At 66.5% G+C, this 14,109-nt stretch carries 15 protein-coding genes; 12 read left to right on the forward strand and 3 right to left on the reverse strand.

Annotation, left to right across the window (positions count from 1 at the left end; all coding sequences use genetic code 11):
* Positions 1-128 precede the first annotated feature (128 nt).
* From mca to BST47_RS17235, 4 genes are read left to right on the forward strand one after another with little or no spacing between them, the layout of a single operon-like run.
* Positions 129-1,001 carry a mycothiol conjugate amidase Mca gene (mca, locus tag BST47_RS17220; RefSeq protein WP_083126813.1) on the forward strand — a complete coding sequence of 291 codons (873 nt, stop codon included), beginning with the start codon at positions 129-131 and terminating at the stop codon, positions 999-1,001.
* A complete protein-coding gene (locus BST47_RS17225; protein WP_083126740.1) occupies positions 998-1,255 on the forward strand; it encodes a hypothetical protein in 258 nt (85 codons plus the stop codon). Before mca ends, BST47_RS17225 begins: the two co-directional genes overlap by 4 nt.
* Entirely contained in the window at positions 1,242-3,266 is a 2,025-nt protein-coding gene (locus BST47_RS17230) for a thioredoxin domain-containing protein (protein WP_083126741.1), read from the forward strand. The genes BST47_RS17225 and BST47_RS17230 overlap by 14 nt, the downstream gene beginning before the upstream one ends.
* A 10-nt stretch (positions 3,267-3,276) precedes the next feature.
* Complete coding sequence (locus BST47_RS17235) at positions 3,277-3,648, forward strand: nuclear transport factor 2 family protein (protein ID WP_083126742.1); 372 nt, start codon at positions 3,277-3,279, stop codon at positions 3,646-3,648.
* A 7-nt stretch (positions 3,649-3,655) separates the two neighbouring features.
* Here the strand turns inward: BST47_RS17235 and trhA are convergent, their stop codons facing one another.
* Positions 3,656-4,390, reverse strand: a complete 735-nt coding sequence (gene trhA, locus BST47_RS17240; RefSeq protein ID WP_083126814.1) for a PAQR family membrane homeostasis protein TrhA — start codon at positions 4,388-4,390, stop codon at positions 3,656-3,658.
* 53 nt (positions 4,391-4,443) lie between these two features.
* On the opposite strand from trhA, the gene BST47_RS17245 reads away from it, so the two are divergent.
* From BST47_RS17245 to BST47_RS17260, 4 genes are all read left to right on the forward strand, one after another.
* A complete protein-coding gene (locus BST47_RS17245) occupies positions 4,444-5,241 on the forward strand; it encodes a (2Z,6E)-farnesyl diphosphate synthase (RefSeq protein WP_083126743.1) in 798 nt (265 codons plus the stop codon).
* Positions 5,242-5,289: 48 nt separating this feature from the next.
* Entirely contained in the window at positions 5,290-6,645 is a 1,356-nt protein-coding gene (locus BST47_RS17250) for a hypothetical protein (RefSeq protein ID WP_083126744.1), read from the forward strand.
* A gap of 69 nt (positions 6,646-6,714) precedes the next feature.
* Positions 6,715-7,128, forward strand: a complete 414-nt coding sequence (locus tag BST47_RS17255) for a hypothetical protein (RefSeq protein WP_083126745.1) — start codon at positions 6,715-6,717, stop codon at positions 7,126-7,128.
* Positions 7,129-7,219: 91 nt separating this feature from the next.
* On the forward strand, positions 7,220-7,630 hold the full coding sequence (locus BST47_RS17260; protein ID WP_083126746.1) for a hypothetical protein: 411 nt from the start codon (positions 7,220-7,222) through the stop codon (positions 7,628-7,630).
* Between the two features lie 82 nt (positions 7,631-7,712).
* On the opposite strand, the gene coaA is transcribed toward BST47_RS17260, so the two are convergent.
* The gene (coaA, locus tag BST47_RS17265; RefSeq protein ID WP_083126747.1) at positions 7,713-8,651 is read right to left on the reverse strand and encodes a type I pantothenate kinase; all 939 of its coding nucleotides are present in this window, start codon (positions 8,649-8,651) and stop codon (positions 7,713-7,715) included.
* A gap of 31 nt (positions 8,652-8,682) precedes the next feature.
* Between coaA and BST47_RS17270 the strand changes: the two genes are divergently transcribed.
* The 4 genes from BST47_RS17270 to BST47_RS17285 all read left to right on the forward strand — a co-directional run bounded on the left by BST47_RS17270 (position 8,683) and on the right by BST47_RS17285 (position 13,758).
* Positions 8,683-9,897: a DUF885 domain-containing protein gene (locus tag BST47_RS17270; protein ID WP_207568627.1), complete on the forward strand. Its 1,215-nt coding sequence runs from the start codon at positions 8,683-8,685 to the stop codon at positions 9,895-9,897.
* A gap of 26 nt (positions 9,898-9,923) precedes the next feature.
* Positions 9,924-11,372: a glycine hydroxymethyltransferase gene (locus tag BST47_RS17275; RefSeq protein ID WP_083126748.1), complete on the forward strand. Its 1,449-nt coding sequence runs from the start codon at positions 9,924-9,926 to the stop codon at positions 11,370-11,372.
* Between the two features lie 54 nt (positions 11,373-11,426).
* Entirely contained in the window at positions 11,427-12,254 is an 828-nt protein-coding gene (locus BST47_RS17280) for an acyl-ACP desaturase (protein WP_083126749.1), read from the forward strand.
* Between the two features lie 190 nt (positions 12,255-12,444).
* Positions 12,445-13,758: an RNA 5'-3' helicase PhoH2 gene (locus BST47_RS17285; protein WP_083126816.1), complete on the forward strand. Its 1,314-nt coding sequence runs from the start codon at positions 12,445-12,447 to the stop codon at positions 13,756-13,758.
* 4 nt (positions 13,759-13,762) lie between these two features.
* Here the strand turns inward: BST47_RS17285 and BST47_RS17290 are convergent, their stop codons facing one another.
* Positions 13,763-14,020 carry a hypothetical protein gene (locus tag BST47_RS17290; RefSeq protein ID WP_083126750.1) on the reverse strand — a complete coding sequence of 86 codons (258 nt, stop codon included), beginning with the start codon at positions 14,018-14,020 and terminating at the stop codon, positions 13,763-13,765.
* Positions 14,021-14,109: the final 89 nt, after the last annotated feature.

A 14,109-nucleotide genomic window follows, 5' to 3' on the forward strand; every position in this document is an offset into this window, starting at 1 on the left:
CATGCCCGTCGGTCGGATGGATCTACAGAACTGGAACTATAGGGCTACTCGGAATGGTTGAAATCGATCGACGTGATCGGTAAGGGCCGAGTGGCGACATCTTCGGGACATAGATGAGGCAGAACAGGTTGAGTGAACTGCGGTTGATGGCGGTACACGCCCACCCGGACGACGAGTCCAGCAAGGGTGCGGCCGCCACGGCACGGTACGCGGACGAGGGCGTGCGCGTCATGGTGGTGACGCTGACCGGGGGCGAGCGCGGCGACATCCTCAACCCGGCCATGGACCTGCCCGAGGTGCACGGCCGGATGACCGAGATCCGGCGCGACGAGATGGCCAAGGCCGCCGAGATCCTGGGCGTCGAGCACCACTGGCTCGGTTTCGTCGACTCGGGCCTGCCCGAGGGCGACCCGCCGCCACCGCTGCCCGACGGTTGCTTCGCCCTGGTGCCCCTCGAGGAGCCCACCGAATCGCTGGTGCGCGTCATCCGCAAGTTCCGGCCCCACGTGATGACGACGTATGACGAGAACGGCGGCTATCCGCATCCCGATCACATCCGGTGCCACCAGGTGTCGGTCGCCGCGTATGAGGCCGCGGGCGATCATATGCTGTTCCCCGATGCTGGGGAGCCCTGGAACGTGCTGAAGCTGTACTACAACCACGGCTTCCTGCGAAAGCGCATGCAGCTGATTCAGGACGAGTTCGCCAAGCACGGCGAGGTGGGCCCCTTCGAGAAATGGCTCAAGCACTGGGAAGCCGATCACGACATCTTCGAGAGCCGGGTGACCACCAGGGTCGAGTGCGCGAAGTACTTCGCCCAGCGAGACGACGCGCTTCGTGCGCACGCCACCCAGATCGACCCCAACGGCGACTTCTTCCGCGCACCGATCGAATGGCAGCAACGGCTTTGGCCGACAGAGGAATTCGAGTTGGCACGGTCACGCGTCCGGGTGTCGCTGCCCGAGACGGACTTGTTCGCAGGGATCGAGATCGACGAATGAACGACATCGCACTGACCATCATCACCCTGCTGGCACAGGATCCACCCCGCCAGACCGGTCCGGACTTCGGTAAGGCCAGCCCCTTCGGCCTCCTGGTCCTCGTGCTGTTGTTGATCGGCACGTTCGGCTTGGTGTGGTCCATGAACCGTCATCTGCGTAAGCTGCCGAAGTCCTTCGACGAGCCCGACGAACAGGCCGGCGGGGGGTCCGACGAGCCGGGCGACGACGGCGAGAGCAAGCGTGAGTCCGGCTGAGTTCGCCGGCCGAAACACCTTGGGCGGCGCCACCAGTCCCTACCTGCGCCAGCACGCCGACAACCCGGTGCACTGGCTCGAGTGGTCACCGCAGGCACTGGCGGAGGCGGCGACACGGGACGTGCCGATCCTGCTGTCGGTCGGATACGCGGCCTGCCACTGGTGTCATGTGATGGCCCACGAGTCGTTCGAGGACGAGCAGGTCGCGGCCGCGATGAACGAGGGGTTCGTCTGCATCAAGGTCGATCGCGAGGAACGGCCTGACATCGACGCGGTGTACATGAACGCCACTGTCGCGCTGACCGGTCAGGGCGGCTGGCCGATGACGTGCTTCCTGACGCCCGATGGCCGCCCGTTCTTCTGCGGTACGTATTACCCCAAGGCCAACTTCCTGCAGTTGCTCGCCGCCGTCGCCGACACGTGGCGAACCCGCCGTGCCGACGTCGAGGAGACCTCCGACCACATCAGCGGCGAGTTGCGGTCGATGGTGTCGGATCTACCTCGGGGCGGACCGCCGATTCAGCCGTCGCTGTGTGATCACGCCGTCGCCGACGTGCTTGCGCACGAGGATCCCGTCAATGGTGGTTTCATCACCAATCAGTCTGGGGCACCGAAGTTTCCGCCGTCAGCGATGCTGGAGGCGCTGCTGCGCAGCCACGAACGCACCGGTGACCTGATGTCCCTCGAGGCGGTCGAGCGAACCTGTACGGCGATGGCGCGCGGCGGCATTTACGACCAGCTGGCCGGAGGGTTCGCGCGCTACAGCGTCGACGCCGCGTGGGTGGTGCCGCACTTCGAGAAGATGCTCTACGACAACGCTCTGCTCCTGCGGGCGTACGCGCACTGGGCTCGCCGCACCTCAGACCCGCTGGCGCGCAGAGTGGCCGGTGAAACGGCTCGGTTCCTCATCGACGATCTCGGCGCCGACGACATGTTCACCTCGTCGCTGGATGCCGACGCCGACGGACACGAGGGCTTGACGTACGTGTGGACGCCGGCCCAACTGACCGAGTCGTTGGGGCCGGATGATGGCCGTTGGGCCGCAGAGGTTTTCGGTGTCACCGAAGCCGGCACCTTTGAAGACGGCAGCTCGGTGCTGCAATTGCCGGGTGACCCCGACGATGCCGATCGGTTCGATCGGGTACGCACGGCGCTGCGGGCCGCCAGGTCGACGCGCCCCCAGCCCGACCGCGACGACAAGGTCGTCACCGGGTGGAACGGACTGGCGATCACCGCTCTCGCCGAGGCGTCGGTGGCGCTCGATGAACCTGAATTCCTGATCGCCGCAACGCAATGCGCGAGCGCGATCGTCGGCCTGCACATCGTGGACGGCAGACTGCGCCGGGCCAGCCTCGGCGGCCGTGTCGGCGACAGTGCCGCCATTCTGGAGGACCACGCCGCGCTGGCCACCGGCCTGCTGACGCTGTATCAGCTGACCGGCGCGACGTCATGGCTGAGTTCGGCGATGCTGTTGATCGACATCGCACTGCGGCATTTCGCCGATACGGAGACCGCGGGGCGCTGGTACGACACGGCGGATGACGCTGAGACCCTCATGGTTCGGCCCGCCGATCCGCTGGACGGTGCGACGCCGTCCGGTGCGTCCCTGATCGCCGAGGCGTTGCAGTTGGCGGCTCATCTGGCTCCTGCGCACAGCGCTGACAGATATGCATCGGCGGCCGAGTCGACGCTGACGGGTGCGGCGCCCATCCTGGCGCGCCTGCCACGCTCTGGCGGCCACTGGCTGGCCGTCGCCGAAGCCGCTGTGCGCGGGCCCATTCAGATCGCCGTCGCCTGCGATCCCGTCGGCTCGGAGCTGCTGGCCGCCGCGCGCATGCTGGCCCCCGGTGGGGCGATCGTCGTCGGCGGTGCAGTGAACTCTTCGGAACTGCTGGCCGACCGCGACCGGGTGGCCGGGGCCGACGCCGCGTATGTATGCCGTGGCAGGACCTGTGACCTGCCGGTCACCTCCGCCGGGGATCTCGTCGTCGCGCTCGGTGTGTCCGTGTAGCCTTCGGCGCATGGCATCGCCTGAGGACAACGCCGCGACCGTCAACCGCTACCTCGAATACGCCGCGGCGGGGAAGGTCGACGACATCGTCGACCTCTACGCTGACGATGCCACCGTCGAGGATCCCGTCGGCAGCGAGGTGCACATCGGGAGTCAGGCGATCCGGGGCTTCTACTCGGCCATTCCCCAGGGCGACAACGGGACCGACGTCATCACCCTCCGCGCCCTTGGCAACGAGGTGGCGTTCCATTGGGTGCTGACGATCAGCATGGGCGACGCCAAGATGAGTATCGACATCATCAGCGTCATGACGTTCAACTCCGATGGCAAGATCGCGTCGATGAAGGCCTACTGGACCCCGGAGAACATGACCCAGCTCTGATCGGGGATCAGAAGACGGCGAACCACATCGCGATGTAGTGGCAGATCGCGGCGACCGCTGTGCACGCGTGGAAGAACTCGTGGTGGCCGAACGTCGTCGGCCACGGGTTCGGCCACTTGAGGCCGTAGAGCACGCCGCCGATGCTGTAGAGCGCGCCGCCGACGATCAGCAGCACCACCGCGGCGACGCCCGCGCCGTCCATGATCGGCCCGATGAACCACACCGCCACCCAGCCCAACAACAGGTAGAGCGGCACTCCGACCCAGCGCGGGGCCGACGGCCAGAACATCTTGAGCAGCACGCCCGCGAGCGCGCCTGCCCAGACGATGCCCAACAGGACCAGGCCGTCGGACTCCGGCAGTGCCAGCACCGCGAACGGCGTGTAGCTGCCGGCGATGAAGATGAAGATCATCGAGTGATCGAGGCGCTTCATCCATTTCCGGGTCGTCGCCGACTTCCACTCGATCCGGTGGTACGCGCCGCTCACAGCGAACATCGCGACGATCGTCAGCGTGTAGACCAGGGTGGCGAGGCCGGCGCGGGTGGAGACCGCTGACCACGACACCGCCACCAACGCCGCCCCGGCGATGAACGCGACGACCGCGGCGTAGACGTGGATCCAGCCGCGCAACCGTGGTTTGTGGAAGAAGTTGGCGACACCGTCGACAACCGCTTCGGGCAAATCCTCCGCGTAGACGCGCACCGGCGGCTGCTGAGCCTCGTCGGCATCTACCTGCACCATGTTCACCTCCGCTTACGCCATGGGGGATTCGACTGCCACAGTAGTCTGACTCGGTGGCCATCATTCCTTCGCGACTCAAGGAACCGATGTACCGCCTCTACGAGATGCGGTTGCGCCAAGGCCTGGCTTCCTCGAAATCCGAGCTCCCACGCCACATCGCGGTGTTGTGTGACGGAAACCGGCGGTGGGCTCGTGACGCTGGTCACGACGACGTCAGTTACGGGTACCGGATGGGTGCCCACAAGATCGCCGAGATGCTGCGCTGGTGCCAGGAAGCGGGCGTCGAGATGGCCACGGTGTACCTGCTGTCCACCGAGAACCTGCAACGCGAACCCGCTGAGTTGGCGACGCTGATCGGAATCATCACCGACGTCGTCGAAGAGATCTGTGCGCCCGCCAACCGGTGGAGCGTGCGCACCGTCGGCGACCTGGAACTGATCGGGGAGGAGCCGGCTAAGCGGTTGCGCGACGCCGTGGAGTCGACGCGATCGCAAGCCGGCGCCGGGTCCTTCCACGTCAACGTCGCCGTCGGCTACGGGGGCCGCCAGGAGATCGTCGACGCGGTGCGGCAGCTGCTCGCCAAGGAACTCGCGAACGGACGTACCGGCGAGCAGCTGATCGAGGCCGTGACAGCGGAAAACATCTCGGAGAACCTCTACACGTCGGGGCAGCCAGATCCCGATCTGGTGATCCGCACCTCGGGGGAGCAGCGACTGTCAGGTTTTCTGCTGTGGCAGAGCGCCTACTCCGAGATGTGGTTCACCGAGGCGTACTGGCCCGAGTTCCGCCGGGTGGACTTCCTGCGTGCGCTCCGCGACTACACCGCGCGGCATCGCCGCTACGGCATCTAGGGCGATCTGGTCTTCGCGCAAGCGCTCATCCCTGCGACACTGGGACCTATGGCTGCGCTGTCGGCGCTCGTCTTCTCACTCAGCTGGTGGCTGGGGCTATATCTGTTGGCCCGTGACCCGCGTAAGCCCGTCCTGGTGTTGGCCGCCGTCGGCCTGACGAGCTTCGCGACGGTCGTGGCGCTGGACGCCGTTCGTACCCAAAGTGGCTCGACCGTGCTGAGCAGCGTCGAGGTCTACCTCGTCACCGTGCCGGGCATCGCCTGGTTCGCCGTACTTCTCGAACTGTCGCGGCCCCGCGACACGTGGCGAAGCAGGGCGACCGAACTGGTGGCGGTCACCGCGGTCGCGGTGGGCGCCTTCATGGGTGCGGCGATGGCAGGCAACGTCGACGGCCCGGTGCGTCTCGGTCACTGGGTGATGTTCGGCGTCATCTCGCTGTCATCGCTCGGCGCGATGCTGCGCGCGGTGTTCGGATCGTGGCAACCCAGGCCGGTGGTGCCCTACATCATCGTCGCGACGTTGTTCTTCGCACTCGGCAACGCGATCATCGTCATCCCGCTCGGGCTGGTCCCGAGCTGGTTGGCGTTGGCGTCGACGGGATTCGACGTCGTGCTGCTCGGTGTCGCGGTCGCGATGTGGGACGCCTTCGATGAAGGTCAGGCTCTGCGCGCCGACATGTTGCGTTCCTTCGTCGCAACGGGCGTCGTCGTCGTGCTGTTCGGCGGGCAGGCGCTGATCGGCCTGTCGGTCACCGGCCCGCAGACCGCGTTGACGGTGATGCTGTTCACCAGCCTGGCCATCGCGATCTCGATCAACGTGCTGGCCGATCCGCTGGCCGGCCTGCTGGACCGGTTGGCGTTTTTCCGCTCACCCGGGTTGCGCGCCGACCGTGCCGCGCTGCGCAGCACCGGTGCGGCGCTGCCGCTGCGAAAGGCCGGCCCGCTAGACCACATCGACGACGACACCTTCGTCCGGCTCACCCGCCGAGCCCTCGGCCACTACGGCGACCTGTCCAAGCTGGTCGCCAGCCCGCTCACCGCACTGCCGGTTATCGAGGAGCGGCTCGCCGCGCGTGGCGCCCCCGACCAGCCGCTGGAGCGGGCCAACGAGCTCAAGGCTCTGCTCGCCGATCGCATCGCCCGTCTCAAGCCGCGTGACGGCGGCGAGTTCGGCACGACCGAAGAATGGCGTTACTACAACTCGCTGTACTTCCCCTATGTCGTCGGTGTGCGGGCATACGCGCAGAACGCGACCGCCGCAGGGCTCGATCCCGTCGCGCGTCAGGCATGGCAGTGGTTCGTCACCGAGGTGCCGCAACGGTCGCTGCACAACTGGCAGAACTCGGCGGCCCGCGTGATCGCCGCCGATCTGCGCGGAAACCTGGTGGCGGCACAGGACCTCTGACCTGCGGCTGGCAGTAGCTGGCAGCGGCTGGCGTCGATCTGGCAGTGGCATCTGCGCAGCATCGAAGCCATGACCGCCATCACCACCCGGCCCGTCCGGGAAGCCCGATCCGATGACTCACTGCTGCGGTTCGCCCTCCGCGCCGACGCGACCCTGTGCGCCGGCCTCGGTCTGCTGATCGCCATGGCCGCCGATCCGCTGTCGCGGTTGTCGGGCCTGTCGTCCACTTCCGAGTGGATCGCGGGTGCGGCGCTCGTCGTCTACGGCGCGACGCTGTACCTGCTCGCCGGTCTGCCCGACGTCCGTCGCGTCGGTGCCGGTGTGCTGGCCGGAAACGTCGTTTTCGCGATCCTGGTGACCGTCGTTCTCGTGGCGGGTTGGCTGCCCCTGACCGAATTCGGTGTCGCCGCGACCATCGCCTTCACCGTCGTCACGTTGGCCTTCGCCTACGTGCAGTACCTCGGGGTGCGCCGATTGGCGTGACCCCCACATGACTGGTCCGGAGCCGCCGCCGTAAGAGGTTGCGTCGTCGGCTCCGGAACGGTCCACCACCCACCCCGAGAAAGGAAATCGCATGACCGCCACCACCACACCCAAACTGCGGGCCTCCAACGACTCGTTTCTGCGCTTCGCGCTGCGACTCGACGCGACCTGCAGCGCCGTCATGGGGATCGTCGGCATCGCCCTTGCCGGCTGGATCGCCGAGATGTCGGGTACGACAACCGCCTTCGAGTACGGGGTCGGTGCCTTCTTCATCGCCTTCGCGACCGGGGTTTTCGTTTTCGCCGCCCGGCCTTCGGTGAAACTGACCGGCATCGTGATCGCCGCAGGCAACGTCCTTTACACCGTTGCTTCCGTCGTCTTCGTCCTTGCCGACGTGTTCCCGCTGACCACCTTCGGTGTGGTGGCGACGCTGGCCACCGGCGTCTACACCCTCGTCATGGCCGAGCTGCAGTACCAGGGCGTACGTCGTCTCAATAGGTAGCGGAACACAATGTCGCGCCGAGAGCGTCTTCGCGGCTATATATACGCCGTGACGCTGTCAGGCCGACATTGTTGTCGGACTCCTAGAGCTTCCTGAGTCGCAGCCGGTTGATCGCGTGGTCGGCATCCTTGCGCAGCACCAGCGTGGCCCGCGGACGGGTCGGCAGAATGTTCTCGATCAGGTTGGGCCGGTTGATCGAATGCCAGATGTCGCGCGCGGCGAACACGGCCTGATCGTCGGTCAAGGTCGAGTAGTGGTGGAAGTGTGAGGCCGGGTCGGCGAACGCGCCGGCCCGCATCGACAGGAACCGCGAGATGTACCACTGCTCGATATCCTCGATGCGGGCGTCGACGTAGACCGAGAAGTCGAACAGGTCCGAAACCATCAGTGCCGGACCGGTTTGCAAGACGTTGAGGCCCTCGAGGATGAGGATGTCCGGATGCCGGATCATCTGCTTCTCGCCGGGCACGATGTCGTAGAGCAGGTGCGAATACACCGGCACGCAGGTCGCGTCGGAGCCCGACTTCACCGTCGTGACAAACCGCATCAGCGCCCTGCGGTCGTAGCTCTCCGGAAAGCCTTTGCGATGCATCAGGTTTCGCCGGGCCAACTCGGCGTTGGGGTACAGGAAGCCGTCGGTGGTGACCAGGTCGACGCGGGGGTGATGTTCCCAGCGCGCCAACAGCGCCTGCAGCACACGCGCGGTGGTGGACTTACCGACGGCGACGCTGCCCGCCACGCCGATGATGAACGGCACCGGGCGGTCCGGATTCTGCTGCGGCTCGCCGAGGAACTGCGCGGTCGTCGCAAACAGCGCCTGGCGGGCAGCGACCTGGAGGTGAATCAGCCGGGCCAGCGGCAGGTAGACCTCTTCGACCTCGAGCAGGTCGAGCTTCTCGCCGAGGCCGCGCAGCCGTTGCAGCTCGTCCTCGCTCAACTTCAACGGGGTCGACATGCGCAACGAACGCCACTCGGTCCGGTCGAACTCCACGTAGGGGCTCGGCTCGCTCAGCCGCGGCATACGCCCCAGTCTTGCAGTTAACGTTGGACGCATGAACTCGGGCTTGTCGAATACCACTTTGATCCGTGAATATCTGATGCTCGGACTGCGCTTCGACCGGGTCGAGGATGGTTACGTCGACTCCTTCACCGGAGATCCCGAACTGCGCCGCATCGTCGCCAACGAACCGCCCCCGGAGCCCGCCGATCTCACGCACCAGGCCGAACGCCTGCTGGTCGAACTGGACGCGGGCACCGACCTGGAGCAGAGCCGCGCCGAGTTCATCGCCGCCCACCTGCGGGCGCTGGCGTGCGCCGGCCGCAAGTTCTCGGGCCAGAACGTCGGTTTCGTCGACGAGGTCGACGCATATTTCGACGTGCGCATCGCGAAGGGCGACCCGGAGCAGTACCGGCAGGCGCACGCCAAGCTCGATGAGGCACTGAGCGGCACCGGGCCGCTCGCCGAGCGGATGACCGCCTACCGGGCCGGTGAGGAGGTGCCGCCCGACCGCCTGGAGGAGTGCATCCATGCGTTCTCCAGCGCACTTCGCGACAGGGTGCGCGCCGAATATCCGCTGCCGGACGCCGAGACCATCACCTACGAGGTGGTCACCGACAAGCCCTGGTCGGGCTTCAACTACTACCTCGGCAACTACACCTCGACGGTGGCTGTCAACGCCGACCTCAAGCAGCAGATGTCCAACCTGCCGCGACTGGTGGCGCACGAGTCCTATCCCGGCCACCACACCGAGCACTGCCGCAAAGAGGCCGGACTGGTCGAGGGCAAGGGTCAGGCCGAGCAGACGATCTTCCTCGTCAACACCCCGCAATGCCTGATGGCCGAGGGGCTGGCCGACCTCGCGCTGCACGCCGCGATCGGCCCGAACTGGGGGACCTGGGCCGCCGAGATCTACGCCGATCTGGGCCTGAGTTTCGACGGCGATCGTGCGCAGGCCGTCTCCGAGGCGGCAGCAACGCTGGCCGACGTGCGCCAGGATGCCGCGCTGATGCTGCACGACGAGCACCGTGACGTCGACGAGGTCGTCGAGTTCCTCAAGCGCTGGCTGCTGGTCAACGACGAGCGGGCCCGCCAGATGCTGCGGTTTCTGTCGTCGCCGCTGTGGCGGGCCTACACCAGCACCTACGTCGAGGGCTATCGGCTGCTGCGCGCATGGCTGGAGGCGCGACCTGCGGATGTTTCGCTGACCCAGCGGTTCGGCCGGCTACTCGACGAGCCACTGATCCCGTCGACGCTGCGGACCGCCTGAAATCTCGCCCGACTAGGCTGAGCTGCATGACTGCAGAGTCCAATGGTCTGGGCGCCGAATACGCCGACACCGCCAGCGAGGCCTACCGCGCCGCCCTGCGGGTGATCGAGTCCGTCGAGCCCCGAATCGCCGATGCCACCCGCAAAGAGCTTGCCGATCAACGGGATTCGCTCAAGCTGATCGCCAGCGAGAACTACGCCTCGCCCGCGGTGCTGCTGACGATGGGCACCTGGTTCTCCGACAAGTACGCCGAAGGCACCATCGGTCACCGGTTCTACGCCGCCTGCCAGAACGTCGACACCGTGGAGGCGCTGGCCGCCGAGCACGCACGCGAACTGTTCGGCGCGCCGTATGCCTACGCCCAACCGCACTCGGGTATCGACGCGAACCTGGTCGCGTACTGGGCGATCCTGGCCACCCGGGTCGAGGCTCCGGGTCTGGCCGAACTCGGCGCCAAGCACGTCAACGACCTCTCCGAAGCCGACTGGGAGACCCTGCGCGGCAAGCTCGGCAACCAGCGGCTGCTGGGCATGTCGCTGGACACCGGCGGCCACCTGACCCACGGCTTCCGGCCCAACATCTCCGGCAAGATGTTCCACCAGCGCCAGTACGGCACCAACCCAGAGACGGGTTTCATCGACTACGACGCCGTCGCCGCTCTCGCCCGCGAGTTCAAGCCGCTGGTACTCGTCGCCGGCTACTCCGCCTATCCGCGGCGGGTCAACTTCGCCAAGATGCGCGAGATCGCCGACGAGGTCGGTGCGACGCTGATGGTCGACATGGCGCACTTCGCCGGCCTGGTTGCGGGCAAGGTGTTCACCGGCGACGAGGATCCGATCCCGCACGCCCACATCACCACCACGACCACGCACAAGTCGTTGCGCGGACCGCGCGGCGGACTGATCCTGGCCACCGAGGAGTACGCACCCGCAGTCGACAAGGGGTGCCCGATGGTGCTCGGCGGACCGCTGTCGCATGTGATGGCCGCGAAGGCCGTTGCGCTGGCCGAGGCCCGCCAGCCGGCGTTCCAGACGTATGCGCAGTCCATCGCCGACAACGCGCAGGCGCTGGCCGACGGATTCACCAAACGCGACGCGGCGCTGGTCACCGGCGGCACCGACAACCACCTCGTGCTGCTCGATGTGACGTCCTTCGGCTTGACCGGACGGCAGGCGGAGTCGGCGCTGCTTGACTCCGGCATCGTGACCAATCGCAATGCGATTCCGGCTGACCCGAATGGCGCCTGGTACACCAGCGGCGTCCGGCTGGGCACACCCGCGCTGACCACCAGGGGATTCGGCGCCGACGACTTCGATCGCGTCGCCGAGCTGATCGTCGAGGTGCTGTCGAACACCGAGGCTGAGGGCACTTCGAAGGCCAAGTACAAGCTGGCCGACGGCACCGCGGACCGCGTGCACGCCGCCGCCGGCGAACTGCTGGCGGCCAACCCGCTGTATCCGGGGCTCACGCTGTAAGACACGCCCCGCGCGATTTTTGGAAACCTGTGAATTCGGGTTACAGTTACTTTCATGGCACAGAGACCTGTCGCTAATGCGCTGATCCTCGAACTCGAGCCGGTCGTGCAGCGGGAGCTGCGTCGTCATATCGACTCGGAAGACCTGTGGTACGCCCACGACTACGTCCCGTTCGAGCAGGGCGAGAACTTCGCCTTCCTTGGCGGAAAAGACTGGGATCCGGCCCAGGTGACGCTGCCCAAGGTGGTCACCGATGCGCTGGAGATCCTGCTGATCAACAAGGACAATCTCGCCGGCTATCACCGCGAGCTCGTCTTCAGCTTCATCCTCGAAGAGAAGTTCGGGCGCTGGATCGGCCGTTGGACCGCTGAGGAGCATCTGCACGCGATCGCGCTGCGCAACTATCTGGTCGTCACCCGTGAGATCGATCCGGCCGCCAACGAGGATGTCCGCGTCGAGCACGTGATGAAGGGCTACCGCGCCGACACCTACAGCCAGATCGAGCGCCTGGCGTTCATGGCCTTCTTCGAGCGCGAGCACGCGGTCTTCTGCCGCAACCTCGAAGCGCAGATCACCGAGTGCACGCTGAAGGCGCTCCTCGGCCGCATCGCCAAAGACGAAGAACGGCACGAGGAGTTCTTCGCCAACCTCGTCGCGCACCTGCTGACGACGAATCGCGACGAGACCGTCGATGCCATCGCCAAGCGCGCCGCCGAGCTCGACGTCGTGGGTGGTGACATCGACGCCTACGCCGACAAGGTGCAGCACCTGGCCGAGGCCGGCATCTTCGGGCCCGAGCAACTGCGCCAGGTCATCGCCGATCGCATCACCGCGTGGGGTGTGGCCGACGAGCCCGCGCTCCAGCAGTTCACACAGCGCTAACTCGTAGCCACGGCGCGCCTGCGCGGCGCATATGGCGCCACGGGAGTAGCGTCGTTTTCGATGGCTAGCGACATGCTCTGCTATCCGGGCGGTACCGATCGTTTGATCACGAGAGGACCGGCCCCGGTCCTAGTACCGCAGCGTCCGCCGAACGGTTCGCGTGGGGCCGCGCGGGCTCGAGGAGCGCTACGTGACTGATTCGCCCTTGCGGACCTATGTTCTCGACACCTCTGTCCTGCTTTCCGATCCGTGGGCTTGCACCCGGTTCGCCGAGCATGACGTCGTGGTCCCGCTCGTGGTCATCAGCGAACTGGAAGCCAAGCGGCATCATCATGAGCTCGGCTGGTTCGCGCGGCAGGCACTGCGGATGTTCGACGATCTGCGACTCGAACACGGCCGGCTGGACCAGCCGATACCCGTTGGGACGCAAGGTGGAACGTTGCATGTCGAGCTCAACCACAGCGATCCGACGGTGTTACCTGCGGGATTCCGCAACGACAGCAACGATGCGCGCATCCTGACGGTCGCGGCCAACCTCGCTGCGGAGGGCAAACTGGTCACACTCGTCAGCAAGGACATCCCCCTGCGGGTGAAGGCGGGCGCGGTCGGCCTGACTGCCGACGAGTACCACGCGCAGGACGTCGTCACGTCGGGCTGGACCGGGATGGACGAGGTCGACGTCACACCCGACGAGATCGACACGCTTTTCGCCGATGGTGAAATCGACCTCGAATCGGCACGGAACATGCCGTGCCACACCGGAATCCGGCTCCTCGGTGGCAGCTCGTCCGCGCTGGGACGGGTGAACGCCGAGAAGCGAGTGCAGTTGGTTCGTGGCGACCGCGAAGTGTTCGGCCTACGGGGAAGGTCGGCCGAGCAACGCGTGGCACTGGATCTCCTGCTCGACGAATCGGTGGGCATCGTGTCGCTGGGCGGCAAGGCGGGTACCGGTAAGTCCGCACTCGCGTTGTGCGCAGGCCTCGAGGCAGTGCTCGAGCGCCGGACCCAACGAAAGGTCGTGGTGTTCCGGCCGTTGTATGCGGTCGGCGGACAGGATCTCGGTTACCTACCCGGCAGCGAGAGCGAGAAGATGGGCCCCTGGGCGCAGGCGGTTTTCGACACGCTCGAGGGGCTGGCCAGCCCCGCGGTGCTGGAGGAGGTGCTGTCGCGCGGCATGCTCGAAGTGCTTCCGTTGACACACATTCGCGGCCGGTCCCTACACGACTCGTTCGTCATCGTCGACGAGGCGCAGTCGTTGGAACGCAACGTGCTGCTGACGGTGCTGTCGCGGTTGGGTGCGGGATCTCGGGTGGTGCTCACCCACGACGTCGCCCAGCGGGACAATCTGCGCGTGGGCCGTCACGACGGCGTAGCCGCTGTGATCGAAAAGCTAAAGGGCCACCCGCTATTCGCCCACATCACCCTGCTTCGCAGCGAGCGTTCGCCGATCGCGGCCCTCGTCACCGAGATGCTCGAGGAAATCAGCCCGGGCGCCCTGCCCTGATCGACTAGGCGCGGCGGCGGCCCCTGAGCCGCCTGGCCGGCGACATGGAACCCCGGACCAGGAACCATCCCGCGGCCGCCGCAGCGCTCAACGCCACGACTCGGTCGCCCCGGTCCGCCCTCGGCAGATCGAGCAGCGACACCAACCCCAGCACCGCGAAGCCTGTCCGCAGTGCCGGTGTACTGGTCGCGGTCGTCACCAGAGCGGTGCTGCTCTCGGAGACCACGGGAGTCGGGATTGAGCCAGTTTGGTCAACGCTCACCTAGTCCTCCTGGGGAAGCCTGTTCGGTCCGGGCGACTTGACGCTAATTCGTCGGACGGCGCTGGGAAATAGGGTGTTTCCCTATCGTC

Source organism: Mycolicibacterium tusciae, assembly GCF_002086795.1.
Taxonomy (GTDB): Bacteria; Actinomycetota; Actinomycetes; order Mycobacteriales; family Mycobacteriaceae; genus Mycobacterium; species Mycobacterium tusciae.

What these genes read in the sequence shown, in the direction of transcription:
- coaA (WP_083126747.1), bottom strand. Translation starts at nt 8,651, where the DNA reads ATGCCGCGGCTGAGCGAGCCGAGCCCCTACGTGGAGTTCGACCGGACC.
- BST47_RS17270 (WP_207568627.1), top strand. Translation starts at nt 8,683, where the DNA reads ATGAACTCGGGCTTGTCGAATACCACTTTGATCCGTGAATATCTGATG.
- BST47_RS17225 (WP_083126740.1), top strand. Translation starts at nt 998, where the DNA reads ATGAACGACATCGCACTGACCATCATCACCCTGCTGGCACAGGATCCA.
- BST47_RS17275 (WP_083126748.1), top strand. Translation starts at nt 9,924, where the DNA reads ATGACTGCAGAGTCCAATGGTCTGGGCGCCGAATACGCCGACACCGCC.
- trhA (WP_083126814.1), bottom strand. Translation starts at nt 4,390, where the DNA reads ATGGTGCAGGTAGATGCCGACGAGGCTCAGCAGCCGCCGGTGCGCGTC.
- BST47_RS17280 (WP_083126749.1), top strand. Translation starts at nt 11,427, where the DNA reads ATGGCACAGAGACCTGTCGCTAATGCGCTGATCCTCGAACTCGAGCCG.
- BST47_RS17255 (WP_083126745.1), top strand. Translation starts at nt 6,715, where the DNA reads ATGACCGCCATCACCACCCGGCCCGTCCGGGAAGCCCGATCCGATGAC.
- BST47_RS17260 (WP_083126746.1), top strand. Translation starts at nt 7,220, where the DNA reads ATGACCGCCACCACCACACCCAAACTGCGGGCCTCCAACGACTCGTTT.
- BST47_RS17250 (WP_083126744.1), top strand. Translation starts at nt 5,290, where the DNA reads ATGGCTGCGCTGTCGGCGCTCGTCTTCTCACTCAGCTGGTGGCTGGGG.
- BST47_RS17235 (WP_083126742.1), top strand. Translation starts at nt 3,277, where the DNA reads ATGGCATCGCCTGAGGACAACGCCGCGACCGTCAACCGCTACCTCGAA.